The sequence below is a fragment of the Massilia haematophila genome (assembly GCF_042647645.1).
In the GTDB taxonomy this organism is placed as follows: domain Bacteria; phylum Pseudomonadota; class Gammaproteobacteria; order Burkholderiales; family Burkholderiaceae_D; genus Telluria; species Telluria haematophila.
Map to the genome: position 1 here is coordinate 3716715 of NZ_JBHRVV010000001.1, position 26178 is coordinate 3742892.

The window sequence follows — 26178 nt, forward strand, 5'->3', positions numbered from 1 at the left end:
AGTGCGGTTTCGACGCAACGGCCCCTGCAAAATATCCTGGGTGAATAGCTTTTTTTCATGCATAAATGTTATTCTGAAGAAACAACTATTCTTTTTGTTTCCAAAACCAGGAGTTTGGCATGTCGTTTTCCCGAGCCTCATTGGCCCACGCCCTTGTGCTTGCCCTGTCGCTGTACGCCGCACCGGCTGTCCAGGCACAGGTTGCCCCGTCCCTGCCGCCGATCGAGCGCTTCTTTTCCGCGGCCGCCTTCACCAGCGGCGTGCTCTCGCCCGACGGCCGCTACCTGGCCGCGCGCACCAGTACCCCCGGCCATCCGCGCGCGCTGGCGGTCGTCGACCTCCAGGCCAACACCGGCAAGATCGTCGCTTCGCACGCCGACGGCGACATCGGCAACATCCAGTGGGTCAACAGCGAACGCCTGATCTTCGACATCAGCGACAACCACCTGGGCGAAGGCGACAGGCAGCATGCCCCGGGCCTGTTCGGGGTGAACCGCGACGGCAGCGAACTGGTGCAGCTGGCCGACCGCGGCTACGACGCCAGCTCCAGCCGCACCGCCAGGCGCCTGCTGCCCTGGCATACCTATATGCGGGACCAGACCGGCTCCCAGGACTCCGACTACGTCTATGTCAAGAACATGGTGGTGAAAACCAGTGCACGCGAGGCGCGCTTCGAGCTGCTGCGCCTGAATACGCGCACCGGGAAAGCGCAACCGGTCACCCGGCCGACGGCGGACGTGACCGAATGGCTGCTCGACCACAAGGGCGAGCCGCGCCTGGCGATGGGCATGGTCGAGGACACCACCACCATCCATTACCTCGATCCGGAAACGAAACAGTGGCGCAAGCTGGCCAGCTACAAGGCCTACGGCGATAATCCGGACACCATCACGCCGCTCAAGTTCGGCCCGGACGGCACCCTGTACGTCGTTGCGCGCAACAACAAGGACACGAGCGCGGTCCACACCTTCAATTTCGCCACCGGCAAGATCAACCCGGAGCCGCTGCTGAGCACCGCGGGCTACGACTTCGCCGGTACGATCCTGACCTCGCCCACCAAGACGCTGGGGATGTACTTCACCACCGACGCGACCTCGATCGAGTAGTTCGACCCGGACATGAAAGCGATCCAGCAGAGCGTCGACCAGCTGCTGCCGGCGACGGTCAACCTGGTCGCGCCGCCGCCCAAGTACACGCAAACGCCCTGGCTGCTGGTGACCGCTTACTCCGATGCGGTCCCGCTGACCACCTACCTGTACAACCGCGATACGAAGCAGATCAGCAAGGCCGGCGAAACCCGCCCCGGCATCGACCCGGCACTGATGGGACGCCAGCAGCCGCTGCGCTACAAGGCGCGCGACGGTCTCGAGATCCCGGCCCTGCTGACCATGCCGCCGGGCGGGAAGCGCAGCGGCCTTCCGATGGTGGTGCTGGTGCACGGCGGTCCCTGGGTGCGCGGCGCCTCCTGGGGCTGGGAGGCGGAAACGCAGTTCCTGGCCTCGCGCGGCTATGTCGTGCTCGAGCCGGAATTCCGCGGCAGCACCGGCTTCGGCGCGGCCCACTACAAGGCCGGCTTCAAGCAATGGGGCCTGGCCATGCAGAACGACATCGCCGACGGCGTGCGCTGGGCGGTCGACAAGGGGCTGGTCGATCCGAAACGCGTCTGCATCGCCGGCGCCAGCTATGGCGGCTACGCGACGCTGATGGGCCTGATCAACGATCCGGACCTGTACAAATGCGGCATCGACTGGGTCGGCGTGACCGACATCAACCTGATGTACGGCAGCGCGAACCACACCAGCGATATGCCGGACGAATGGAAGCGCTACGGCATGCCGGAGATGATCGGCGACCAGGTCAAGGACGCGGCCCAGCTGAAAGCGACCTCGCCGATCGAGCAGGCGGCGCGCATCAAGCAGCCGCTGCTGCTGGCCTACGGCGGCGCCGACATGCGCGTGCCGATCGACCACGGCACCAAGTTCTATTCCGCCGTCAAACGGACCAATCCGAACGTCGAATGGGTCGAGTATCCGGAAGAGGGTCACGGCTTCCGGCTGCCGAAGAACAGCATCGATTTCTGGAGCCGGGTCGAGAAGTTCCTGGACAAGCATATCGGCAAGGGAGCAGCACTGTAATGTACTGATTGACGGACGTCCGTCCGCCACAACCTGAAGGAGGTTCTGTATGTCATCTGGCAAGATCCTCGTTGCACAGGGAGGCGGGCCGACCGCCGTCATCAACCAATCGATGGTCGGGGTGGCGCTCGAAGCACGGCGCTTCCCCGGCGTCACCCGGGTCTACGGCGCCCTGCACGGCGTGCGCGGCATCGTCGACGAGGAGTTCATCGACCTCACCCAGGAAACGAGCCACAACCTGGAACTGGTGGCCGCCACGCCCTCCTCGAGCCTCGGCTCCACCCGCGACAAGCCCGACATGGCGTATTGCCAGCGCATCTTCGAGGTGCTGCGCGCGCACGAGATCGAACACTTCTTCTACATCGGCGGCAACGACTCGGCCGACACCGTGCGCATCGTCAGCCAGCAGGCGCGCCAGGCCGGCTATCCGCTGCGCAGCATCCACATCCCGAAAACCATCGACAACGACCTGGTCGGCAACGACCACACACCGGGTTTTCCATCGGCGGCGCGCTTCGTGGCCCAGGCCTTCGCCGGCGCCAATCTCGACAACGCGGCGCTGCCCGGCGTCTACGTCGGCGTGGTGATGGGGCGCCACGCCGGCTTTCTCACCGCCGCCTCCGCGCTCGGCAAGAAATTCCCGGACGACGGCCCGCACCTGATCTACCTGCCCGAGCGCACCTTCGAACTGGCGCGCTTCCTGGCCGACGTCCAGGCGATGGTCGAGCGCCACGGGCGCTGCGTGATCGCGGTCTCGGAGGGCATCCACGACGCCTCGGGCGAGCCGGTCGCCACCCTGCTGGCGAAGGAGATCGAGCGCGACCAGCATGGCAACGTGCAGCTCTCGGGCACCGGCGCCCTGGCCGATTTGCTGTGCGACGAGATCCGCACCAAGCTCGGCATCAAGCGCGTGCGCGGCGACACCTTCGGCTACCTGCAGCGTTCCTTCATCGGCTGCGTCTCCGACGTCGACCAGCGCGAGGCGCGCGAAGTCGGCGAGAAGGCGGTGCAGTTCGCGTTCTGGGGCGACGCCGACGGCTCGGTGGCGATCCGCCGCACCGGCTTCTATTCGGTCGACTACGAACTGCTGCCCCTCGACGAAGTCGCCGGCAAGACGCGCACCATGGAGGACGAGTTCATCAGCGCGAGCGGCACCGACGTCACCGACGCCTTCCGGCTCTACCTGCGCCCGCTGCTCGGCTCGCGCATGCCTGACGCGTTCCGCCTGCGCGGCGCGCGCGTACCCAAGATTTTCCGGACTTGATGCCTCGTTCGGCAAGCAACGCGGAATACAAGCCCTCCGCGTTGATGGGTGCCTTTTTGACAATGTTGTGATAAGTTAATCGGTGGCGCTCGCTCAGCGGGCGCAACACAGCCACGCCCACACCATTTCCGGTTCCCGCCACTTACTGCACAAGGATCACGCCATGCTAGTCAGGTACACCTTGATGTTCGCAAGTCTCATTTCACTGGCAACGATCGCCGCTCCTTCGGCTGCCGCGCCCTCACTCAGCTGGCGCCTGGAGAATCCGTTCCGGCTGTTTCGCAATCCGGCCGATTTCGAACGCCTGAGGGTTCCTGCCAACACGAAGCTCGAAACCTGGTTCGCGGGAATCGGGCCGCAGATCAAGGGTGATTTCCTCCCTTATCGCCGCACTTATTGGGATCCGGCCGGCGGGGAAAACACCAGTGGCCAGTACGAAGCGGGCTATCTGCGCCCGACCAGCCATCGGATCCTGCTGAGCTGGCGGGACGCCCCGGCGGGCGCGACCTGCGATTGGCAAATTGGCGCACAACAGTCCTGGCGCGCGCCATGTGCATCGACGACGGCGGACATCCCCTACGATGCCAGCCGGCGCGCGCCGTCGTCCACCGAGATCACGGTCCGGGCCGGCGACGGGAGCACCGCCACCGTTCCGGTAAAAATCCACGACTGGCTGATCCTGGGGCTGGGCGATTCGTATTCCTCTGGCGAAGGGTCTCCGGACCGCCCGGCGGAACTTCGCGTCGACGCCGCGCGGAAAGTCTGGGACCCGTATCCACCGGAGGAATCCCGCGGTTTCCAGCGCGTGTGGTTTCCGGACGGCGGCAAAACGCCCCAGGTCGCATGGTGGGACAACGAGTGCAACCGTTCGCTGCTGTCCTGGCAGGCCATGGCCGCGCTGCGGCTTGCGTCGCGACTCGCGGACGAAGCCGGGCAGGAAGGTGCAACCGAGCAGTACGCAGTCACTTTCGCTTCCTATGCCTGCTCAGGCGCCGAGTTCTACGATGGCATATTCACGGCCCAGGCGAATCCGCCCGGGGTGCTGAAACGGGCCGCGGCGGCTGACGAGACCTACCGGGCGCCGTCCTCGGTACAGCACAGCCAGCTATACGCGGCCGCACGCGACCTGTGCGAAGGAGGCCAGCCGGTCCGGGCCTTCCATGGAAACCGGCGGCTCGACATGTTCGGTTGCGCCGCCCCGCGCCGGCCGGACGCCATCCTGCTCAGCATCGGCGGCAACGATGCCGGGTTTGCCAAGGCCATCATGCACACGGTCCTGCCCCAGGCCGGCGACGGCAATACGGCGCCGGGCGCGGCGGCGCTGGGGATCATGCACAAGACGCTCGGAACGGTCGACGGACGGGCGGCGCAGACGCGCATGCAGCGCATGTCGAACCATTACCGGCCTTTGGCGACGACGCTGGAAAGCACTTTCCAGGCGCCGCGCGACAGTGTGATCCTGCTTGCCTATCCGAACTCGATCATGCGTCCCGACCGGCTCCGCGCGAATGGCGCCGGCGACTACTGCGGACTGGAAATGCGAGCCGGTATGGAAGCGGCCCGGGTACGCGCCGGGATCGCCAAATTCTGGTGGCATTTCTGGCCGACGCAGGCCGAAATGACGAGCGCGGGCAACGACATCGTGCTGGCGCTCCAGACCACGATCAAACGCGCATTGCCGGACGGATGGCGCTATGCCGATGGGCACCTCGAGGCTTTCAAGCAGCATGGGATGTGCGCCGACGCGTTCAAGGCCGAAGCCGATTCCGCCAAACAGGCGACCGATGCACATCCGGAAAACGTCGCTCGCTATGGGATGCCACGGCATAAGGTCGTGGCGCGGCAAGTGCAGCCGCTGGAAAACCTGGAATGGCAGCCCTACGATCCGGCGCAGCAGCGCTGGGTGCGCACGCCGAACGATAGTCTGCGCACGCAGACGCGCCCCTCGCTGGCAAAGTCGATCGGCGGCGCGTTTCACCCCACCGGCGCCGGTTATGCGGCGATGGCGGACGCAGCCTACGAGCAGCTGACCCGCCTGTTCGACGAACGACGCAGCGAAGGCCGCTAGCCACAGTTACCGGCAGTTAGGCGCCACCGGCCAGGGTGTGAGAATTGGAGAGCCTTTACAAACGTTCAACTGCTAAGCTCTTGGGAAAAAATGTCCGCGGCAAAAACGCGGACGACGACAAGAACCTGAACGAGAACACCATGCTTTCACGCCCCCTCCTGCGCCGGCTCGGCGCCGCGCTGGCACTGGCCCTGTGCGCTTGCGCGCCCCTGCACGCCGCTCCCGACAGCGCCGCCCTGCCGCCGATCGAACGCTTCTTCATCAACCCGGTACTGTCGGGGCCCAAGCTGTCGCCGAGCGCGCGCTACCTGGCGGCGATCTCGGGCGCGTCGGGACGCCGCGCCTACCTGATCGTGATCGACCTGAAGGAAAACACCGCGAAAGCGGTGGCGGGCTACGGCAATGTCGACATCCTCGACTTCGACTGGGTCAACGACAACCGCCTGGTCTTCAACGTGACCGACAACCAGGTCGGTCCGGGGGGCGAATACCTGGCGGCCGGCCTGTATGCGGTCGACCGCGACGGCGGCAAGCTGCGCCAGCTTGCCAGCCGCCGCGGCGAGGCCGAGGAAACGACCGGCTCGCACATCGCCAGCCGGATGCTGCCCTGGCATACCTTCATGCTCGACCAGCGCGGCGCCCAGGATTCCGACGCCATCTACGTCCAGAGCGCCGAGTACGACTACAACCGCAACTTCGCGCTGCGTCACGTGAACCTGTTGCGCCTGAATACGGTGACCGGCACGTCCCAGGTCGTGCAGCGCCCGGCCGCGGTGCGCGACTGGATGCTCGACCACAAAGGCGAACCGCGCCTGGCCACCGCTTCCGAGAATGGCCAGGTCACCATCTACTACCGCGATCCCGCCAGGAACAACGAATGGCGCACGCTGGCGAGCTTCGATGCCTACAAGGGCGGCAAGGGCGCCTTCACGCCGCTGGGCTTCGGCAGCGACGGCACCCTGTACGTGATCGCCGACAACGGCCAGGACACGGCCAGCGTCTACACGGTCGACCTGGCCACCGGCCAGCTCGGCGCCGAACCGCTGGTGGTGACGCCCGGCTACGATTTCTCGGGCAGCCTGGTGCGCAGCGGCGACAAGCTGCTGGGCATCCGCCTGGTCACCGATGCCGAAACGATCATCTGGTTCGACCCCGCCATGCAGGAAGTCCAGAAGAAGCTCGACGCAAGCCTGCGCGGCACCGTCAACCTGATGTCCTTCCCGTCGGGGAACCATAACGAGTGGGCGCTGGTCACGTCGTATTCGGACACCAGGCCGCTGCGTTACACCCTGTACAACGTCAAGACCGGCGCGATGAATCCGGTCGGCGAGGCCTATCCCGGCATCGATCCGAAGCGCATGGGACGCCAGGACCCGGTGCGCTACAAGGCGCGCGACGGCATGGAGATTCCCGCGCTGCTGACCCTGCCGGCGGGCGGCGCCAGGAATGCGCCGATGGTGGTGCTGGTCCACGGCGGCCCTTACGTGCGCGGCAACCGCTGGGGTTGGGATTCCGAAACCCAGTTCCTCGCCTCGCGCGGCTATGCCGTGCTCGAGCCCGACTTCCGCGGCAGCACCGGCTACGGCAGCAAGCACTTCCGCGCCGGCTGGAAGCAATGGGGCCTGGCCATGCAGAACGACATCGCCGACGGCGTGCGCTGGGCCATCGCCCAGGGCTACGCCGATCCGAAGCGCATCTGCATCGCCGGCGCCAGCTATGGCGGCTATGCCACCCTGATGGGCCTGGTCAACGACCCGGACCTGTACCGGTGCGGCATCAGCTGGGTCGGCGTCACCGACATCAACCTGCTCTACGACGGACACTGGAGTTTTACCTCGGACCTGTCCGAGCAGTACAAGAAGTACGGCATGCCCGACATGGTCGGCGACCAGGTCAGGGATGCGGAGCAATTGAAGGCGACGTCGCCGATCCAGCAAGCGGCGCGCATCAAGGCGCCGCTGATGCTGGCCTACGGCGGCGTCGACCGCCGCGTGCCGATGTACCACGGCCGCAAGTTCATGGAAGCGATCAAGCCGACCAACCGCCAGGTCGAATGGATCGAGTACCAGGACGAAGGGCACGGCTGGAGCCTGCCGGCGAACCGGGTCGACTTCTGGGGACGGGTCGAGAAGTTTCTCGACAAGCATATCGGGCCTGGGGCCAGGTAGGGTGGGGACTCGTCCCCACGCGTGACGTTTGCATCATGTTCGCTTGACCGTTAGGGACAACGCCACGCCAGCCACTCCACCTTGCCGAAAAAAAAGGCGCTCCTCGGAGCGCCTTTTTTATTGCGATGAACCCGGCTTACACCACCACGGTCTGCGCCTGGCCTTCCTCACGGGTGCGGATTTCGCCGATGCGGTAGACGGTCTCGCCGGCGGCCTGCAGCTGGGCCATGGCGGCGTCGGCGTTTTCCTTCGCCACGATGACGGTCATGCCGATGCCGCAGTTGAACACGCGGTGCATCTCGGCGTCGGCCACGCCGCCGTGCTGCTGCAGCCACTGGAATAGCGGCGGCATGGTCCACGACTTACCGTCGAGCACAGCCGTCAGGTTGTCGGCCAGCACGCGCGGGATGTTCTCGACCAGGCCGCCGCCGGTGATGTGCACCATGCCCTTCACTTCCATGGCCTGCATCAGGGCCAGCAGCGGCTTGACGTAGATGCGGGTCGGCGCCATCAGCACGTCGGCCAACTTGCGGCCGTGGAAGTCGGCTTCCAGGTCCGGCTTGGCTACACTGATGATCTTGCGCACCAGCGAGTAGCCGTTCGAGTGGATGCCCGACGAGGCCAGGCCCAGCACCACGTCGCCCGGGGTGATCTTGCTGCCGTCGATCAGCTGCGACTTTTCCACCGCGCCGACGGCGAAGCCGGCCAGGTCGTATTCGCCGTCCGGGTACATGCCCGGCATCTCGGCGGTTTCGCCGCCCAGCAGGGCGCAGCCGGACTGTTCGCAGCCCTGGGCGATGCCCTTGACCACGGCAGTCGCAGTCGGCACGTCCAGCTTGCCGCATGCGAAATAGTCGAGGAAGAACAGCGGCTCGGCGCCCTGCACCAGGATGTCGTTGACGCTCATGGCGACCAGGTCGATGCCGACCGTGTCGTGGCGGTTCAGCTCGAAGGCCAGCTTGAGCTTCGTGCCGACGCCGTCGGTACCGGACACCAGCACGGGTTCCTTGTACTTCTTGCTGATCTCGAACAGGCCGCCGAAACCGCCGATGCCGCCGAGGACGCCTTCGCGCATGGTGCGCTTGGCAAAGGGCTTGATCGCTTCGACCAGGGCGTCGCCCGCATCGATATCGACACCAGCGTCGCGGTAGGACAGAGAAACATTAGATGGTTGGCTCATGGTATTTAGCAGCGGAGGCGGTAAAATAGAAGGCGTAGACCTGTTTCTGGTCAATTCGCTATTCTAGCAAAACGGCCCGGCCCCAACCCGCTAAACCGAGATAACAACAAAAACATGCCATTCTTTCCGCCAACTGGAGAACAGATTGCCGATGGGACATCGGTGCTCCGGCGGGACAATGCGACGGCGATCCACCTGTTTTGCGCAGCGTCGATGCATGCCGTGAGTCCGCGTGGGCTCGAGAGCCCACCCTACCGAACCGTATCCCGGCAGAATTCCATTGTCAGCGCAGCAGCTTTTATAATGGCGGATGCGTATGACTATTCCCGTATGAGACGAACGCCATGAAACAGCTGGTGCTCGATTTAGGCGCCGACCCGGCGCAGAGCCTCGATACCTTCCAGGTCGGGGAGAATGCCGAGCTGGCGCACCTGATGCACCAGTTCGCGCAGCGCGCTTCGCGCGAGCATTTCGCCTACCTGTGGGGCGACACCGGCGCCGGCAAGACCCACCTGCTGCAGGCGCTGGCGGCCACCCCGGCCTCGCGCTACATCGCCGCCGACGCCCCAAGCGAGGCCTTCGTGTTTGCGCCCGAGGTCACGCTGTATTTACTGGACGACTGCGACCGCCTCTCGCCGCAGGCCCAGATCGACGCGTTTGCCCTGTTTAATCAGATCCGCGAGCACGGCGCCTACATGGTCTCGACCGGACCGGTGCCGCCGGCCGTGCTGCCGGTGCGCGAAGACCTGCGCACGCGCATGGGCTGGGGCCTGATCTACCTGATCCATGGCCTGTCCGACGACCAGAAGATCGCGGCGCTGACCCAGGCTGCCGAGGCGCGCGGTTTGACGCTGTCGGCCAGCGTGTTACCCTATTTGCTGTCCCATTTCAAGCGCGACATGCGCTCCCTGGCGACGATGCTGGACGCCCTCGACCAGTATTCGCTCGAAACCCAGCGCCCCGTCACGCTGCCGCTGCTGCGCGACCTGCTGCTCCAAGGAAATCCGCAGTCGGAATCCAAAGAATGAAAAACCTTGCGTTGTTTGACCTCGACCACACGCTGCTCCCGATCGACTCGGATTACGAGTGGGGCCAGTTCCTGGTGCGGGTCAAGGCCGTCGACGCGGACGAGTACAAGCGCCGCAACGACGACTTTTTTGCCCAGTACCAGGCGGGCGTGCTCGACCCGGTCGAGTATCTGGAATTTGCCCTCGGCACCCTGGCGCGCTTCGAGCGCGACGAACTGGAGGCCATGTATGCACAGTACATGGCGGAAGTGATCGCACCGGCGATCCGCCCGGCCGCGCGCGACCTGGTGCAGCGCCACCTGGACGCCGGCGACCTGGTGGCGATCATCACCGCCACCAACCACTACCTGACCGCGCCGATCGCGCGTGCCTTCGGCGTCGAGCACCACATCGCGGCCATGCCCGAGTACGGCGCCAACGGCAAGCTGACCGGGAAACTGGCCGGCACCCCGACCTCGGGCCCGGGCAAGGTGACGCACATGCACGCCTGGCTGGAAGGCCTGGGCCGTCCGTTCGCCTCCTTCGAGCGCAGCCACTTCTACAGCGACTCGCACAACGACCTGCCGCTGCTGTCGCTGGTCTCGCATCCGGTCGCGACCAATCCGAACGCGGCGCTCGCCCAACACGCACGTGCCAACGGCTGGCCTTTACTCCATCTCTTCAATGATTAAAAAATTCATTCGTAAAATCCTTGGCGTGAAAGACCAGCGCAATCCCACCGAGCCGGTGGTCCTCGGCTTCGAGCAGCACCGCATCGACCCGAAGCTGGTGTCGCCGAACGCGATCCGCCTGACGCAAACCCTGCAGGAAGCCGGCTTCAAGGCCTTCGTCGTCGGCGGCGCCGTGCGCGACCTGCTGCTGGGCGTGAAGCCCAAGGATTTCGACATCGCCACCGACGCCACGCCGGAGCAGGTGAAAAAACTGTTCCGCCGCGCCTTCATCATCGGCCGCCGCTTCCAGATCGTGCACGTGATGTTCGGCCAGGAGCTGCTGGAAGTGACGACCTTCCGCGGCGCCGGCAGCGCCAACGCGCCGAAGGACGAGCATGGCCGCGTCCTGCGCGACAACAACTTCGGCCCGCAGCACGAGGACGCCGCGCGGCGCGACTTCACGATCAACGCGATGTACTACGATCCGGCCACGCAAACGGTGCTGGACTACCACGGCGGCATCGAGGACATCCGCGACAAGACCCTGCGCATCATCGGCGTGCCTGAGGCGCGCTACCGCGAAGACCCGGTGCGCATGCTGCGCGTGGTGCGCTTCGCGGCGAAGCTCGGCTTCACGATCGAGCCGACCACGCGCGCGCCGATCCCCGTGATGGCGCCGCTGATCGACAACGTCCCGGCCGCGCGCGTGTTCGACGAGATGCTCAAGCTCCTGCTGTCGGGCCACGCGCTGGCCTGCCTGAAAGAGCTGCGCTCGGCCGGCCTGCACCACGGTTTGCTGCCGCTGCTCGACGTGGTGCTGGAACAGCCGATCGGCATGAAGTTCGTGACCCTGGCCCTCGAGTCCACCGACGCGCGCGTCAAAGCCGGCAAGGGCGTGTCGCCGGGCTTCCTGTTCGCCTCGCTGCTGTGGCACCAGGTGCTGGAGAAGTGGACCGCCTACCGCGCCGCCGGCGAGGCGCCGATCCCCGCGCTGCACCTGGCCGCCGACGACGTGCTGGAAACGCAAACCGAGAACCTGGCCCTGCAGCGCCGCATCGCCACCGACATGCGCGACATCTGGGCCATGCAGCCGCGCTTCGAGCGCCGCGCCGGCCGCGCGCCTTATAAACTGCTGGAGAATCCGCGCTTCCGCGCCGGCTACGACTTCCTGCTGCTGCGCTGCGCCTCGGGCGAACTCGACGCCGAGCTGGGCGAATGGTGGAGCGCCTTCTACGAGGCCGAATCGGGCGAACGCGAACGCCTGGTGACGCAGGCGAATGCGCGCCCCGCCGCCGGCGAGAAGAAGAAACGCGCGCCGCGCCGCGGTCCGCGCAAGAACGCCGGCGAAGGCAACGCCGGCGCGGACACGGGCACGGCTGCTCCGGCCGCCGCTGCCGCCGCACCAGGCCCGGCCCAGGAATGATCGCGTTCGTCGGCATCGGCGCCAACCTGGGCGACGCACGGGCCAACGTGGCCGACGCCCTGGCGCGCCTGGCCGCGTATCCCGGCTGCCGCCTGGTCGCCAGCTCGGGCTGCTGGCGCACGGCGCCGATCGACTCCTCGGGCGACGACTACATCAACGCCGTGGCCGCCGTCGACACCGGACTCGATGCCCACGCGCTGCTCGATGCGCTGATGGCGATCGAACAGGCGCACGGCCGCGAGCGCCCCTACCGCAACGCGCCGCGCACGCTCGACCTCGATTTGCTGCTCTACGGCGACGCCGTGATCGACACGCCGAGGCTCACCGTGCCGCACCCGCGCATGCACGAGCGCGCCTTCGTGCTGGCGCCGCTGCTGGACATCGCGCCCGATGCGGCGATTCCCGGCCGCGGCCGCGCGGCCGACTTCCTGCCAAACGTGGCCGACCAGGCCATCGAACGCCTGAGCTGACATGCACATTCCCGTCTTCGTCCAGACCGCGGGCCTGCTGGTCCTGTCGAACATCTTCATGACCTTCGCCTGGTACGGGCACCTGAAGACCCTGAACACGCGCGCCTGGTACATCGCCGCCTTCGTCAGCTGGGGCATCGCCCTGTTCGAATACCTGCTGCAGGTGCCGGCCAACCGCATCGGCGCGACCCAATACAGCCTGGCCCAATTGAAGATCATGCAGGAAGCGATCACCTTGACGGTGTTCGTGCCCTTCGCGATGTTCTACATGAACCAGCCGTTCAAGCTCGACTACGTGTGGGCGGCGCTGTGCCTGGTCGGGGCCGTGTATTTCATTTTCCGCAGCTGAGTTTGCGCAGCTGGCGGACCAAGGCCACTCCGGCAAGATTTTAAGGACGGCATTACACTACGCCGTCGAATGATTTGTTTTTCAAAAGGATGACTATGAGCGCTTATCTGCAGGGCAAGGAAATGACTGGCGGCGACACCCCTCCACCTTCCAAGCCTGCGCGCAAGCCCATCACCATTCCCGCGCTGCACGCGATGCGCGCGGCCGGCACCAAGATCGGCATGCTGACCTGCTACGACGCCAGCTTCGCTTCCCTGATGGACCGCTGCGAGGTCGACATGCTGCTGGTCGGCGATTCGCTCGGCATGGTCTGCGCCGGCCACACCTCGACGCTGCCGGTGACCCTGGAAGACATGGTCTACCACACCGCCTCGGTTGCACGCGGCAACAAGAACGCGCTGCTGGTCGCCGACCTGCCTTTCGGCACCTATGCCACCAAGGAAATCGCCTTCGAAAGCTCGGCCGCGCTGATGCGCGCCGGCGCCCAGATGGTCAAGATCGAGGGCGGCGCCTGGCTGGCCGAGACGGTCGCCTTCCTGTCCGAGCGCGGCATTCCGGTCTGCGCCCACATCGGCCTGACCCCGCAGTTCGTGCACCAGCTGGGCGGCTTCAAGGTGCAAGGCAAGACCAGCGAAGGCGCCGAGCGCCTGAAGAACGACGCACTGGCGCTGCAGGCGGCGGGCGCGGCCATCGTGCTGCTGGAAGCCGTGCCGGCAGCCCTGGGCAAGGAAACCACCGAACTGCTGCAGGTGCCGACCATCGGCATCGGCGCCGGTCCCGACACCTCGGGCCAGGTGCTGGTCATGCACGACATGCTCGGCGTCTTCCCCGGCCACAAGGCGCGCTTCGTGAAGAACTTCATGGAAGGCCAGACCAGCATCGACGCCGCCGTGCGCGCCTACGTCGACGCGGTCCGCGACGGCAGCTTCCCGGCGCCGGAACACTGCTTCTAAAGAGCCAGGCGATGGACAGCGCACCGACCACCCGCCTGTTCCTCGCCCTCTGGCCGGACCCGGCCATCCGGCACCTGCTCCGCGAGCGGCGCGACGCCTGGGACTGGCCACGCGGCGCCAGTCCCGTCCACCCCGACAAGCTGCACGTGACCCTGCACTTCCTCGGCGGCGTGCCGAGCGAGCGCGTGCCCGCGCTGCGGCGCGGACTGGCCGTCCCCTTCATTCCCTTCGAATTGATGTTCGGCGCGCCGAAACTCTGGCACAACGGCATCGCCGTGCTCGAACCGTCGAGCGAGCCGCCCGCGCTGCTGGACCTGCACGCGAACCTGTCGGCAGCCCTGGTCGCGCTCGGCCTGCAGCCGGAAGCGCGCAAATACCGCCCGCACGTAACCTTCGCGCGCCGCGCGAATGGCGTCGCCGTGCCGCCCGAGCCCCCGCCGCTGGTGTGGAAAATCGATGGCTATGCGCTGGTCGAATCGCGGCCGAACAATGGCGGCGTCTATACGGTGCTGGAAACGTATTCGTGAGAGCCTATCCCAGTAGACGGGGGGAAGCTCATGGCGATGCATGGCAGGCATGGGCAAGGCGCGAGGAGGCCGCGTGGCGAGCCACGCAACGACGAGCAACGCCGCCCATGCTTGCCAGGCGCGCCAGGAGCGACTCCTGACTACTGGGATAGGCTCTAAACCAGTAACATCAAGTGCTCGCGCTCCCAGGAGCTGATCACGCGGCTGAAGGTGGCGAACTCGAGTTCCTTCACTTCGCAGTAGGCCTGCACGAACAAGTCCCCCAGCATGCCTGAAAGCGGCGCGCAGCCGCGCATGCGCAGGATCGCGTCCTCGAGGTTGCGCGGCAGGTCGTCGTGGATGTGTTCGGCGCTATCAAGCGTCGGCTCGGACGGTGCCAGGCCTTCGGCCATGCCGAGGAAGCCGCAACTGAGCGTGGCCGCCATCGCCAGGTAGGGATTCACATCCACGCCCGGCACGCGGTTCTCGACGCGGCGGTTTTGGGGCGAGGAGTTCGGCACGCGGATGCCGCAGGTGCGGTTGTCGTAGCCCCAGCGCACATTGGTCGGCGCCGACTGGAAGCGCGACAGGCGACGGTAGGAATTCACGTGCGGCGCAAACATCAGCAGCGCCGGCGGCACGTAGCGTTCCAGGCCGCCGATGAAATGGAAGAACAGCGCGCTCGGACTGCCGTCGTCGTTCGTGAAGATGTTGCGGCCGGTGACGGCGTCAACCACGCTTTGATGCACGTGCATGGCGCTGCCCGGTTCGGTTTCCATGGGCTTGGCCATGAAGGTGGCGAAGATGCCGTGACGTAGCGCCGTCTCGCGCACGGCGCGCTTGAACAGGAAGACACGGTCGGCCAGCTCGAGCGCGTCGCCGTGGGCGAAGTTGATTTCCATCTGGCCGGCCCCGGCTTCGTGGATCAGGGTCTCGACGCCCAGTTCGTGGGTCTTGCAGAAGGCCGACAGTTCCAAAAAGAACGGATCGAAGTCATTGACCGCGTCGATCGAATAGGACTGGCGGCCGAGTTCGGTCATGCCGCTGCGCCCCATCGGCGGCATCAGGGGCACGTGCGGATCGACATTCCGGGCGACCAGGTAAAACTCCATTTCCGGCGCCACCACCGGCGTCCAGCCGCGCTCGGCGTACTTGGCGAGCACGCGCCGCAGCACCGAGCGCGGGGCCAGCTCGACCGGGCTGCCGTCGAAGTTGCAGCAGTCGTGGATGACCAGCGCCACCGATTCGGCCGCCCAGGGCACCACGCGTAGCGTCGCCTCGTCGGGCACGCAGACCATGTCGGGATCGGTCGCGCCGACGTAGGGCAGGTTGTTCGGCTGCTCGCCGTTGACGGTGTTGAGCAGCACGCTTTTCGGCAGGCGCATGAAGTCGCCGCCCAGGAACAGGTCTTTCGGCAGGATCTTGCCGCGCGCGATGCCGGTCATGTCCGCGATGACGCACTCGACCTCGTGGATCTGGTGTTCCTGCAGAAACGCCCGCATCGCCTCGCTCATCGCCATCCCGTGCAGCCGGCAAGGTGGCCAATATAGCACCGCCCCCTTGCCGTCCGCGCGCCGCTGGATGGGCGAGGATGAGCTCAGACCTGGATCCAGGTGGTCTTCAGTTCCGTATATTTATCGAACGCATGCAGCGACTTGTCGCGCCCGTTGCCCGACTGTTTATAGCCGCCGAAGGGCACGGTGATGTCGTCGTTGTCGTACTGGTTCACGTGCACGGTGCCGGCACGCAACGCGCGCGCGGTGCGGATGGCGCGGCTCATGTCGGCCGTCCAGACCGCCGCGGCCAGGCCGTAGGGCGTGGCATTCGCCTGGCGTACCGCCTCATCCAGATCGGTGAACGACAGCACCGACAGCACGGGGCCGAAGATTTCCTCGCGCGCGATGCGCATGCCGCCGTCGACGCCGTCGAACAGGGTCGGCTCGACGTACAGCCCACCCGTCTCCAGCCGCGCCTGCGCCCCGCCCGCCAGCAGGCGCGCGCCCTCTTCCTTGCCCGAGGCGATGTAGCCGAGCACGGTCTTCATCTGGACCGCGTCGACGATGGCGCCCATCACGGTGTCTTCCATCAGCGGGTCGCCCGGCGCGAACTGCGGCACCAGGGCCAGTGCCTTGTCGAGGAAGGCATCCTTGATCGAGGCCTCGACGAACAGGCGAGAAGGCGCGTTGCAGCTTTCTCCCTGGTTGAAATAGATCGAACCGATCGCGGCGCCGACCGCCGCGTCCAGGTCGGGGCAGTCGGCGCAGACGATGTTCGCGGACTTGCCGCCCAGTTCAGTCCAGGCGCGCTTCAGGTTCGACTGGCCGGCCATCTGCACGATCTGCTTGCCGACCCGGGTCGAGCCGGTAAAGGCGATGCAGTCGACGTCCAGGTGCAGGCCGAGCGCGCGTCCGGCCTCGTCGCCGTAGCCGGGCAGCACGTTGAACACGCCGGGCGGCACGCCGGCCTCGAGCGCCAGCTCGGCCAGGCGCAGCGAGCTCAAAGGCGCCTTTTCAGAGGGTTTCAGCACCAGGCTGTTGCCGGCGGCCAGGGCCGGGCCGATCTTCCAGGCCGCCATCAGCATCGGATAGTTCCAGGGAATGATGGCGGCGACCACGCCGACCGGCTCGCGCGTGATCAGGGCCAGGCTGTCCTCGGGGCTGGGCGCGACCTGGTCGTAGAGCTTGTCGATCGCCTCGCCATACCAGCGGATGCAGTTCTGCGCCAGCTGCACGTCGACGCTGCGGCTGTAGCGGATGGGTTTGCCCATGTCCAAGGTTTCCAGCAGCGCCAGCTCGTCGCGGTGTTCCAGCATCAGGTCGGCGAAGCGCACCAGGATTTTTTTCCTCTCGGCCGGCGCCTTGCCGGCCCAGCGCCTGTCCTCGAAGGCGGCGCGGGCGGCGGCGACGGCCGCGTCGACCTCGGCCTCGCCGCAGCGCGCCACTTCCGCCAGCTTGCGCCCGTCGACCGGAGACAGGCAATCGAAGCGCGCGCTCGAGGCCGCATCGACCCGCTTGCCGTCGATGAAGGCGCGACCGTCAATACGCAGTTCGGCAGCACGTTCATGCCATGGTGTTGTTGTCATGCCAGCATTCCTCCCAAGATGAAAGAAAACTCCACGAAAATGCGAACGAGCTTGATCCAACCGCCGATTTCTGCCGCTATAATCGCCGATTTTCCGCCCGATAATTTCTACGTCCCCCAAGGCCCCCACATATATGAACTACACCTTGATTACTTGTGTCGTGCTCTACCTGCTGGGCACGCTGGCGCTGGGCGTGTGGGCGGGCACGCGCATCAAGAATACCAGCGACTTCGCCGTGGCCGGCCGCAGCCTGCCCCTGATCATGGTGATCACCACGACGTTCGCGACCTGGTTCGGCGCCGAGACCGTGATGGGCGTGCCGGCCCGCTTCGTGCAGGGCGGGCTGAACGCCATCATCGAGGACCCGTTCGGCGCCGGCACCTGCCTGATCCTGGTCGGCCTGTTCTTCGCCACCAAGCTGTACAAGCTGAACCTGCTGACGATCGGCGACTACTACCGCCAGCGCTACGGCAAGGGCATCGAGGTGTTCTGCTCGGTCGCCATCATCCTGAGCTACCTGGGCTGGGTCGCGGCCCAGATCACCGCGCTCGGCCTGGTGTTCTCGGTGCTGACCGGCGGCGCCATGTCGCCCGCGGTCGGCATGGTGATCGGCACCCTGGCCGTGCTGATCTACGTCGTGGTCGGCGGCTTCCTGGCCGTTGCGCTCACCGACTTCATCCAGATGATCGTGCTGGTGGTCGGCATGTCGATCATCGCCTTCTTCGCCGCCGACCTGGCCGGCGGCGCCGACAAGGTGCTGGACATGGCCCAGCAGGCCAACCTGTGGCGCCTGCTGCCGGAACCGAACTTCACCGACATCATCTTCTTCATCGGCGCGGCCATCACCATGATGTTCGGCAGCATTCCGCAGCAGGACGTGTTCCAGCGCGTGATGTCGGCCAAGGACGCGCCGACCGCGCGCAGCGGCGCGGTCATCGGCGGCGCCAGCTACATCCTGTTCGGTTTCGTGCCGATGTTCATCGTCGCCGCCGCCGTCGTCGTGATGGGCAATAATGCGATGGAAATCGCGCGTAACGATTACCAGCAATTGCTGCCGACTTTCGTCATGACCAAGATGCCCTTGATCATGCAGATCCTGTTCTTCGGCGCCCTGCTGTCGGCGATCAAGAGCACCTCGTCGGCCACGCTGCTGGCGCCGTCGACCAGCTTTACCGAGAACATCCTCAAGAACCTGCGTCCGGGCATGAGCGACCGCGAGCAACTGCGTGCGATGCGCATCACCATCGTGATCTTCGCCGCCCTGGTGCTGCTGTACGCGATCGCGATGGAAGGCACCTCGATCTATGAACTGGTGTCCTCGGCCTACCAGGTGACCCTGGTCGCCGCCTTCGTACCGCTGGTGATGGGCCTGTACTGGAAGCGCGCCACCACCCAGGGCGCGATCTTCTCCATCGCGGCCGGCTTGTTCGTGTGGATCCTGTTCTTCCCGCAAATTTCGTCCCTCGGCGAACAGTTCCCGGGCCAGCTGGCCGGCCTGCTGGCGGCGTTTGCCGGCATGTTCGTCGGTTCGCTGGCGCCGCAGGTGCTCAAGAACCGGACCGAGCCGGCGAAGACGCTGGCGGCTAGTGCCTAAACAATTGTTTGGCGTAGGGTGGGCACTCCGTGCCCACGCGTGAAGGTTGCATATTGTTGGCCTGCTTTTCGCGTCAACACGACGCACAGGTCACGCGTGGGCACGGAGTGCCCACCCTACGAACCACCGTCCCAGGTTAGACCCACCCGCGCTGGTACAGATCCGCCAGCGTCAAATCCAGGCAATCCCAGATCCGCTCGGCCATCTCGTCGATTTCAAGCTTCGTCATCACCAGCGGCGGCGCGACGATCATGCGGTCGCCGACCGCGCGCATGATCACCCCGTTGTCGAACATGTGCCCGCGGCACAGCATGCCCACGTGGAGATCGCGGTCGAAGCGGACGCAGTCGTGCGGCCCGCTGCCCTTGCGCCGCACCAGGTTCAGCCCGGCCACCATGCCGCAAGTCTCGGCATGGCCCACTAGCGGATGCGCCGCCAGTTCCGCAAAGGCCGCCTTCAGGTGCGGGCCGGTTTCCAGCGCCACCTTCTCGACCAGCCTTTCCTCGCGCAGGATGCGCAGGTTTTCCAGCGCCGCCGCGCAGGCCACCGGGTGGCCGGAGTAGGTAAAACCGTGGTTGAAGTCGCCGCCCTTCTCGACCAGTGCATGCGCAACGCGCTTGCCCACCAGCACGCCGCCGAGCGGCACGTAGCCCGAGGTCACGCCCTTGGCAAAGCTGATCAGGTCCGGGCGCATGCCCATCAGTTCCGAGCCGAACCAGGTGCCGAGGCGGCCGAAGCCGCAGATGACCTCGTCGGCCACCAGCAAAATGCCGTACTTGTCGCAGATGCGCTGCACCTCCGGCCAATAGGTTTGCGGCGGAATGATCACGCCGCCCGCGCCCTGCACCGGTTCGCCGATGAAGGCGGCGACGCGCTCCGGGCCGCTCGCCAGGATCTGCTCTTCGAGCCAGCCGGCGGCACGCAGGCCGAATTCGTTCTCGCTCATGCCCTGTCCATGCTCGGCATAATTCGGCTGGCCGATATGCACGATGTCGGGAATCGGCAAGCCGCCCTGGGCGTGCATGCCCGCCATGCCGCCCAGCGAGGCGCCGGCCATGGTGCTGCCGTGGTAGGCGTTGTGGCGGCTGACGATGACCGTGCGTTGCGGCTGGCCCATCAGGTCCCAATAGCGGCGGACCATGCGCACGATCGTGTCGTTCGCCTCCGAGCCGGAACCGGTGAAGAACACGTGGCTGAACTGCGGCGGCGCCAGGTCGACCAGTTCGGCGGCCAGGCGCACCGCCGGCACGTTGGTGGTGTTGAAGAAGCTGTTGTAGAACGGCAGGGTTTCCATCTGCCGGTACACCGCTTCCGAGATCGACGTGCGTCCGTAGCCCGCGTTCACGCACCACAGGCCGGACATGCCGTCGATGACCTGGCGGCCCTCGGAATCCCAGAGGTAAACGCCTTGAGCGCGCACGATCACGCGCACGCCCTTGTCCCTCAGGGCGGCGTGGTCGGTGAACGGGTGCAGGTAGTGGGCTGCGTCGAGTTGCTGGATGGCGCGCGTGTCGAACGCTTCCACGTCCGGCACGCGCGGAAATGCACTGCTGGCGGCGAGCGCCGCGCTGTTGGCTGCCATGATGACACCTCGTTTTTTGTGGTTATAAAACCCTCAGACGTGCAGCAGCAGGTGTTCGCGTTCCCACGGGCTGATGACGGTCATGAACTCCTGGTGCTCGAGTTCCTTGATCGCCGAATACACGTCGATGAAACGTTCGCCCAGCACCTCGCGCAGCGCGGCCTCGCCGCGCAGCAGGTTCAGGGCTTCCGGCAAGCCTTGCGGCAGCTCGACCGGCATATTGTAGGCGCTGCCTTCGACGATGGGCGACGGCTCGCAGCCCTCGACCATGCCGAGGTAGCCGCAGGCCAGCGTCACCGCCAGCGCGAGATACGGGTTGGCGTCGGCGCCGATGATGCGGTTTTCCACGCGCCGGTCCTGGGCGCCCGAGACCGGCACGCGGAAGCCCACGGTGCGGTTGTCGACGCCCCATTGCAGGTTGATCGGCGCGGCCGTGTGGCGCACGATGCGGCGATAGGAGTTCACGTAGGGCGCGACGACCGCCATCGCCGACGGCATGTAGCGCTGCAGGCCGCCGATGTACTGGTGGAACAGCTTCGACGGCGCACCGTCGTCGCCGCTGAAGATGTTGCGGCCGGTATTCGCATCGACCACGCTCTGGTGCACGTGCATCGCCGACCCCGGCTCGCCCGCCATCGGCTTGGCCATGAAGGTGGCGTACATGTCGTGCTTCAGGGCCGCCTCGCGCAGGGTGCGCTTGAAGTAGAAGACCTTGTCGCCCAGGCCCAGCGGGTCGCCGTGCTGGAAGTTGATTTCCATCTGGCCGGCGCCGATCTCGTGGATCAGGGTGTCGACGTCGAGGTTCATCATGTCGCAGTAGTCGTAGATGTCCTCGAACAGCGGATCGAACTCGTTGACGGCGTCGATGCTGTAGACCTGGCGGCTGGTTTCCGAGCGCCCGCTGCGGCCGATCGGGGCCGTCAATGGCAGATCGGGGTCGATGTTCTTCGCGGTGAGATAGAACTCGAGCTCGGGCGCGACCAGCGGCTTCCAGCCCTTTTTCTCGTACAGTTTCAACACGCGGCGCAGCACCGAGCGCGGCGCGAAGTCGACCAGCGTGCCGTCGGCGAAGTGGCAGTCGTGGATCACCTGCGCGGTCGGGTCGACCGCCCACGGCACCATGGTGATGGTGGTCGGGTCGGCCTTCAGGATCATGTCGCGGTCGGTGCTCGAGATGGCGCGGTCGTAGGCGTCGTCGTGGGTCGGCGAATTGCCGGTGACGGTCATGCCGAGCACGGCCTCGGGCAGGCGCATGCCGCGCTCTTCGGTGAATTTCACGCGCGGCAGGATCTTGCCGCGGGCGACGCCGGTCAGGTCGGGGACCAGGCATTCGATTTCGGTGACGCGCTTGGCATTGAGCCAGTCGTCCATGTCGTTGTAGGAGAAGTTTTCGCGGATTGCCATGGTTGCCTCTTTATCGGTTCGGTCGACGCAGGCGTGCGTTCACGCCTGCACGTGCAGTGCGGGGAGAGAACGAGGCAAGCTAGGGGACGGCGCGCGCCGCCCATTTCTCGTAGGCGGTCATGAGCGTCCCTGTTTCCTGGCGCGGTAGTCGCGGCATGCCTGGCCGAAGGCGCCGAACATCTTCATGGAATACGGGTTGTGCGTGATGCGCCACTCGGGATGCCATTGCACCGCCAGCGTGAAGCCGGGCGCGGCCGCGACCGAGAAGGCCTCGACCAGGCCGTCCTCGGCGGTGGCTTCGACCACCAGCCCAGGCGCCAGTTCGTTGACGCCCTGGCCGTGCAGGGAATTGACGGGAATTTCGTCGGCGCCGAGGATGCCGTGCAGGAAGCCGCCCGGCACGATGGCAATCTTGTGGGCATCGCCGTACTGCTCGTCCATGCCCAGTTCCGGGTTCTCGCGGTGGTCGAACTTGCCGGGCACGCTCTGCACCGCCTGGTGCAGGCTGCCGCCGAGGGCCACGTTCATCTCCTGGAAACCGCGGCAGATCGCGATGATCGGAATGCCGCGCCCGACCGCCGCCCGGATCAGCGGCAGCGTGGTCTCGTCGCGCGCCGGGTCCTGCGGCAGCGAGGGATCGAGCAACTCTTCCGAGTAATAGCTGGGGTGCACATTCGAGGCCGAGCCGGTGAGCATGATGCCATCGCACAGTTGCAGCATGGTTTCCAGATCGAGCGCCGGCCCGAGCGAGGGCAGGATCATGGGCGCGCAATCGGCGCCGAGCACGACGGCGTCGCAGTACTTGTGCTGGGCCGCGTGATATGGGTGTTCGCCGAAGTCACGCGTGCATGCTGGAACGATTACGATGGGGCGCATGGTGTCTACCTTGTCGTGAGCGCACTAGGACCATCATACGAGCAATCTGGTCCGGGCGCGAGTGGCCGTTAATCCAGATCAAACGCCGTGCGACTCCCTGCACAACGTGCGTCGATCTGCTAGTAAAACGCGGTTTCCGTAGCAAAATCTTAACGTCAACCGCAAAACGATGCCAACACGAATAGGCAGTGCCAGCCTGCCCCGCCCCCGATTCCCAAGGGTTTTGCTGCTGTCGAGAAATCTTACACTTGGGCATCCGCGTCTTGACGCACTTCGCATAAGTGACTGAAAGGAATGAATATTTCTTTACAGGCACATTTATTGCTTGATTTGAATCAAGCGCAATATTGCGATAACTCACCACGTCCAAGAACACATGAACATCCTGAACAAGATCCTCGCCACCGCCACCCTCGCCTTCGGCATCACCTCCGCCGCCCAGGCCACCTACCTGCCGGCCTACCTCACGACCGACGATCCGTATCGCGCCATCCTGCACGTGCAGAAGCAGTCCGGCTACGAGATCGAATCGGCCACCCTGAAGCTCAGCTTTGCCGACCCGCTCAACCTCACCTGGAGCACCAAGGAAACGATCTCGGTGCGCTTGGATAACGTTCTCGCCGGCACGGTCACCAACGTCAGCGACTACGTCACCTACAGCTTCAACGTGCTGCCGGCGATGCTCGACGACGGCAAGCTGAACCTGTCGGTCTCGCTCGGCTGCACCCAGGGCCTGTTCTTCTGCTACGACCAGGACGTCTGGCTGAAAAACATCCTGCTCGAGGTCAACCGCGTGCCGACCAAGCCGACCGTCCCGACGACGCCGCCGACCAAGCCCGCCGACCCGGTGCCGCCGGTCGTCACGCTGCCGGTTCCTCCGGTCGAGCAGCCGGCCGAGCCGCTGCCGCCGGTCGAGCAGCCGAGCACGCCACCAGAACTGCCGACCATCCCGCCGGTCGTCACCCTGCCGGGCACCCCGAGCGAACTGCCGGTCGACCCGGTCGACCCGACCGAGACCCCGGCCACGCCGGCCGAAGTGCCGGAGCCGGCAACCCTGCTGACCCTGGGCCTGGGCCTGCTCGGCCTGGCCGCCGCACGCCGCCGCCGCGCCTGAGCTAGGGAAGCACTGATTTATTCTGGCGCGCAGGAATCGGACACGAAAAATGTGGCCGGCAAGGCGTAAACCGGAGCGATACCGGGGTATCGCGAGGATTTACAACGCAGCAGGACGCATTTTCTCGTGGTCGAGACCGCCGCCATGAATAAATCAGTGCTTCCCTAGTCCGGAAATACCAGCGTGAAGGTGACGCGCGCACCGTCCGTCGCCACCTTCGCCTGGCCGCCATGCAGGTCCATGATGGCGCGCACGATCGCCAGGCCGAGCCCGGTCGATCCCTCGGCGTCGCTGCGCGCCGGATCGGCGCGGTAGAAACGCTCGAACAGGTGGGTTAGGTGCGCGGCGTCGATCGGTGCGCCGCTGTTCGTCACCGCGAGTTCGGTGCGGCCCTCGCCCTGGGACGCGTGCAGGACGACGGTGCTGCCCGGATCGGCATGGCGCACCGCGTTCGACAGCAGGTTGGCCAGCGCGCGCCGCAGCAGCGCGGCGTCGGCCAGCACCGATGCCTCGCCCGTGCATGCCAGCGCCAGGCCGCGTTCCTCGGCCATCCCCTCGTAGAAATCCGCCACCTTGCGCAGCTCGTCCAGCGCCGCCAGCGGCCGGCGCGCCAGCACTACCTCTTCCTGTCCGGCGCGGGCCAGGAACAGCATGCTCTCGATCATGCGCGCCAGCCGCTCCAGTTCCTCGATGTTCGACGCGATCAACTGCTCGTACTCGGCGGCGCTGCGCGGCTGCGCCAGCATGACCTGGCTTTGCCCGAGCAGGTTCGTCACCGGAGTACGGAATTCATGGGCCAGGTCGGCCGAGAAGCCGAGCAGGCGCGCATAGCCTTCCTGCAGCCGGGCCAGCATCGCGTTCAGGGCCTCGACCAGGGGCCGCAGTTCCGACGGCGCGTGTGCCAGGTCGAGCCGCTGCGCCAGCGTGCCCGGCCGCACCAGGGCGGCGTGCTCGGCCAGCATGCGCAAGGGGCGCAGGCCGCGCCGCAGCATCAGGGCCGCCAGCAGGGCCGCGCCCAGCGCGCTGGCGACGACGGCCCAGGCGATCTGGCGCCGGTAGGCGGCGAACATGGCGCTGCGTTCGGCATAGGCGCGGGCGACGACCACCGTCACCGTGCCCGCGCCGAGGCGGGCGCTGGCGGCCACCACCCGGCCTGGATCGCCGCGGCTGGTGGTCCAGCCGGCGATCCCGCCCGCGGACGGCGCCACGCCGTCCGCGGGCGGGATCGGATATCTCTCACCGAGCGCGTTGATGTCGGCCAGGATGCTGCCGTCGGGCGCCGTGATCCGCACCAGCGAATTCTCCTGGCCGCTCATGGTGTCGCGGAAGTAGTCGGGCTGCTCGCGCAGCAGTTCGGCCGCGCCGGGGCGTCCCAGCAGCAGCTGCACCTGGCGCAGCTTGCCCAGCAGCTGGATGTCGTCGCGCCGCACGATCTCGCCGACGAAAGCGCGGTACAGGTAGATCCCCAGGCCGGATGCCGCCAGGGCCACGATCAGCGTGAACATGACGGTCACGCGCAGGGCCAGCGAGTGGCGCAAGCTTCCCTTCACGATGCGGCCGCCGCTTCGGCCTCGCACACATAGCCCATGCCGCGCCGCGTGTGGATCAGTTTCTGGGCGAACGGATCGTCGATCTTGCGCCGCAGCCGGCGCACCGCCGCGTCGATGACGTTGGTGTCGCTATCGAAATTCATGTCCCAGACCTGGGACGCGATCAGGGCGCGCGACAGCACCTGGCCCTGGCGCCGCGCCAGCAAATGCAGCAGCGCGAATTCCTGGGCCGTCAGCGCGATCGGCTGGGCGCCGCGGCGCACGCGACGCCGGATCACGTCGATCTCCATGTCGCCGATGCGGATCAACTCCTCCTCGCGCACCGGGCCGCGCCGCAGCAGGGTGCGGATGCGCGCCACCAGCTCGACGAAGGCGAAGGGTTTCACGAGGTAGTCGTCGGCGCCCAGCTCCAGGCCGCGCACCCGGTCTTCGACTTCGTCGCGCGCGGTCAGGAACAGGACCGGGATCTGCTCGGTCGCCGGATCGGCGCGCAGGGCTTCCAGCACCTGCCAGCCGTCCATGCGCGGCAACATCACGTCGAGCACGACCAGCTCGATCTCTTCCTCGCGCGCGATGAACAGGCCGTCGCGCCCGTTGCGCGCCAGGCGCACGGCAAAGCCCGATTCGGCCAGGCCGCGCTGCAGGTAGTCGCCGGTCTTCGGCTCGTCTTCGATCAGCAGGATGGTCATGGGCGCTCGGTCGATAAAACCCCCATTCTATGCCTTGTGCGGCGCGCCGAAGATGACAGGATTGTCATCTGGCGGTCACGATCGCGTCGCCGG

Annotated in this window: 22 protein-coding genes; 14 read left to right on the plus strand and 8 right to left on the minus strand. The window is 66.2% G+C overall.

Annotated features, from left to right (window positions below; genetic code table 11):
- The first annotated feature begins 119 nt into the window (after positions 1-119).
- From ACFOPH_RS16470 to ACFOPH_RS16490, 5 genes are all read left to right on the plus strand, one after another.
- On the plus strand, positions 120-1106 hold the full coding sequence (locus ACFOPH_RS16470; RefSeq protein WP_379736466.1) for a hypothetical protein: 987 nt from the start codon (positions 120-122) through the stop codon (positions 1104-1106).
- Between the two features lie 12 nt (positions 1107-1118).
- Complete coding sequence (locus tag ACFOPH_RS16475; protein ID WP_379736468.1) at positions 1119-2135, plus strand: alpha/beta hydrolase family protein; 1017 nt, start codon at positions 1119-1121, stop codon at positions 2133-2135.
- Between the two features lie 49 nt (positions 2136-2184).
- Positions 2185-3399 (plus strand): 6-phosphofructokinase, encoded by a 1215-nt coding sequence (locus ACFOPH_RS16480; protein WP_312548648.1) that lies wholly within the window; start codon positions 2185-2187, stop codon positions 3397-3399.
- Between the two features lie 184 nt (positions 3400-3583).
- A complete protein-coding gene (locus ACFOPH_RS16485; protein ID WP_379736470.1) occupies positions 3584-5467 on the plus strand; it encodes a hypothetical protein in 1884 nt (627 codons plus the stop codon).
- Between the two features lie 140 nt (positions 5468-5607).
- A complete protein-coding gene (locus ACFOPH_RS16490; RefSeq protein WP_312548650.1) occupies positions 5608-7635 on the plus strand; it encodes an alpha/beta hydrolase family protein in 2028 nt (675 codons plus the stop codon).
- A gap of 136 nt (positions 7636-7771) precedes the next feature.
- Here the strand turns inward: ACFOPH_RS16490 and purM are convergent, their stop codons facing one another.
- Positions 7772-8815 (minus strand): phosphoribosylformylglycinamidine cyclo-ligase, encoded by a 1044-nt coding sequence (purM, locus tag ACFOPH_RS16495; protein WP_379736472.1) that lies wholly within the window; start codon positions 8813-8815, stop codon positions 7772-7774.
- Positions 8816-9159: 344 nt separating this feature from the next.
- On the opposite strand from purM, the gene hda reads away from it, so the two are divergent.
- From hda to thpR, 7 genes are all read left to right on the plus strand, one after another.
- A complete protein-coding gene (gene hda / locus ACFOPH_RS16500; protein ID WP_312549372.1) occupies positions 9160-9843 on the plus strand; it encodes a DnaA regulatory inactivator Hda in 684 nt (227 codons plus the stop codon).
- The gene (locus ACFOPH_RS16505; protein ID WP_312549371.1) at positions 9840-10514 is read left to right on the plus strand and encodes an HAD family hydrolase; all 675 of its coding nucleotides are present in this window, start codon (positions 9840-9842) and stop codon (positions 10512-10514) included. Before hda ends, ACFOPH_RS16505 begins: the two co-directional genes overlap by 4 nt.
- On the plus strand, positions 10507-11916 hold the full coding sequence (gene pcnB / locus ACFOPH_RS16510; protein WP_379736474.1) for a polynucleotide adenylyltransferase PcnB: 1410 nt from the start codon (positions 10507-10509) through the stop codon (positions 11914-11916). The genes ACFOPH_RS16505 and pcnB overlap by 8 nt, the downstream gene beginning before the upstream one ends.
- Positions 11913-12386: a 2-amino-4-hydroxy-6-hydroxymethyldihydropteridine diphosphokinase gene (folK, locus tag ACFOPH_RS16515; RefSeq protein WP_379736476.1), complete on the plus strand. Its 474-nt coding sequence runs from the start codon at positions 11913-11915 to the stop codon at positions 12384-12386. The genes pcnB and folK overlap by 4 nt, the downstream gene beginning before the upstream one ends.
- A gap of 1 nt (position 12387) precedes the next feature.
- Positions 12388-12735, plus strand: coding sequence for a DMT family protein (locus ACFOPH_RS16520; protein WP_312549365.1), 348 nt, complete (start codon positions 12388-12390; stop codon positions 12733-12735).
- Positions 12736-12830: 95 nt separating this feature from the next.
- On the plus strand, positions 12831-13688 hold the full coding sequence (panB, locus tag ACFOPH_RS16525; protein ID WP_312549363.1) for a 3-methyl-2-oxobutanoate hydroxymethyltransferase: 858 nt from the start codon (positions 12831-12833) through the stop codon (positions 13686-13688).
- An 11-nt stretch (positions 13689-13699) separates the two neighbouring features.
- Complete coding sequence (gene thpR / locus ACFOPH_RS16530) at positions 13700-14215, plus strand: RNA 2',3'-cyclic phosphodiesterase (protein WP_379736479.1); 516 nt, start codon at positions 13700-13702, stop codon at positions 14213-14215.
- Between the two features lie 155 nt (positions 14216-14370).
- On the opposite strand, the gene ACFOPH_RS16535 is transcribed toward thpR, so the two are convergent.
- Positions 14371-15708 carry a glutamine synthetase family protein gene (locus tag ACFOPH_RS16535; protein ID WP_312549361.1) on the minus strand — a complete coding sequence of 446 codons (1338 nt, stop codon included), beginning with the start codon at positions 15706-15708 and terminating at the stop codon, positions 14371-14373.
- A gap of 83 nt (positions 15709-15791) precedes the next feature.
- Complete coding sequence (locus tag ACFOPH_RS16540; RefSeq protein WP_312549360.1) at positions 15792-17276, minus strand: aldehyde dehydrogenase; 1485 nt, start codon at positions 17274-17276, stop codon at positions 15792-15794.
- A 133-nt stretch (positions 17277-17409) separates the two neighbouring features.
- Between ACFOPH_RS16540 and ACFOPH_RS16545 the strand changes: the two genes are divergently transcribed.
- On the plus strand, positions 17410-18870 hold the full coding sequence (locus ACFOPH_RS16545) for a sodium:solute symporter family protein (RefSeq protein WP_312549358.1): 1461 nt from the start codon (positions 17410-17412) through the stop codon (positions 18868-18870).
- Positions 18871-19006: 136 nt separating this feature from the next.
- Here the strand turns inward: ACFOPH_RS16545 and ACFOPH_RS16550 are convergent, their stop codons facing one another.
- The 3 genes from ACFOPH_RS16550 to ACFOPH_RS16560 form a co-directional block, all read right to left on the minus strand.
- A complete protein-coding gene (locus ACFOPH_RS16550; RefSeq protein WP_312549356.1) occupies positions 19007-20452 on the minus strand; it encodes an aspartate aminotransferase family protein in 1446 nt (481 codons plus the stop codon).
- Positions 20453-20485: 33 nt separating this feature from the next.
- Positions 20486-21856, minus strand: a complete 1371-nt coding sequence (locus ACFOPH_RS16555; protein WP_312549354.1) for a glutamine synthetase family protein — start codon at positions 21854-21856, stop codon at positions 20486-20488.
- A gap of 117 nt (positions 21857-21973) precedes the next feature.
- The gene (locus ACFOPH_RS16560) at positions 21974-22732 is read right to left on the minus strand and encodes a gamma-glutamyl-gamma-aminobutyrate hydrolase family protein (RefSeq protein WP_312549353.1); all 759 of its coding nucleotides are present in this window, start codon (positions 22730-22732) and stop codon (positions 21974-21976) included.
- Positions 22733-23108: 376 nt separating this feature from the next.
- On the opposite strand from ACFOPH_RS16560, the gene ACFOPH_RS16565 reads away from it, so the two are divergent.
- Positions 23109-23846 (plus strand): PEP-CTERM sorting domain-containing protein, encoded by a 738-nt coding sequence (locus tag ACFOPH_RS16565; RefSeq protein ID WP_312549352.1) that lies wholly within the window; start codon positions 23109-23111, stop codon positions 23844-23846.
- 164 nt (positions 23847-24010) lie between these two features.
- Here ACFOPH_RS16565 and ACFOPH_RS16570 read toward each other — a convergent pair whose 3' ends face one another.
- Together ACFOPH_RS16570 and ACFOPH_RS16575 are read right to left on the minus strand one after the other, a co-directional pair.
- Positions 24011-25396: a heavy metal sensor histidine kinase gene (locus tag ACFOPH_RS16570; protein WP_379736482.1), complete on the minus strand. Its 1386-nt coding sequence runs from the start codon at positions 25394-25396 to the stop codon at positions 24011-24013.
- Positions 25393-26085: a heavy metal response regulator transcription factor gene (locus tag ACFOPH_RS16575; RefSeq protein WP_312549350.1), complete on the minus strand. Its 693-nt coding sequence runs from the start codon at positions 26083-26085 to the stop codon at positions 25393-25395. The genes ACFOPH_RS16570 and ACFOPH_RS16575 overlap by 4 nt, the downstream gene beginning before the upstream one ends.
- Positions 26086-26178: the final 93 nt, after the last annotated feature.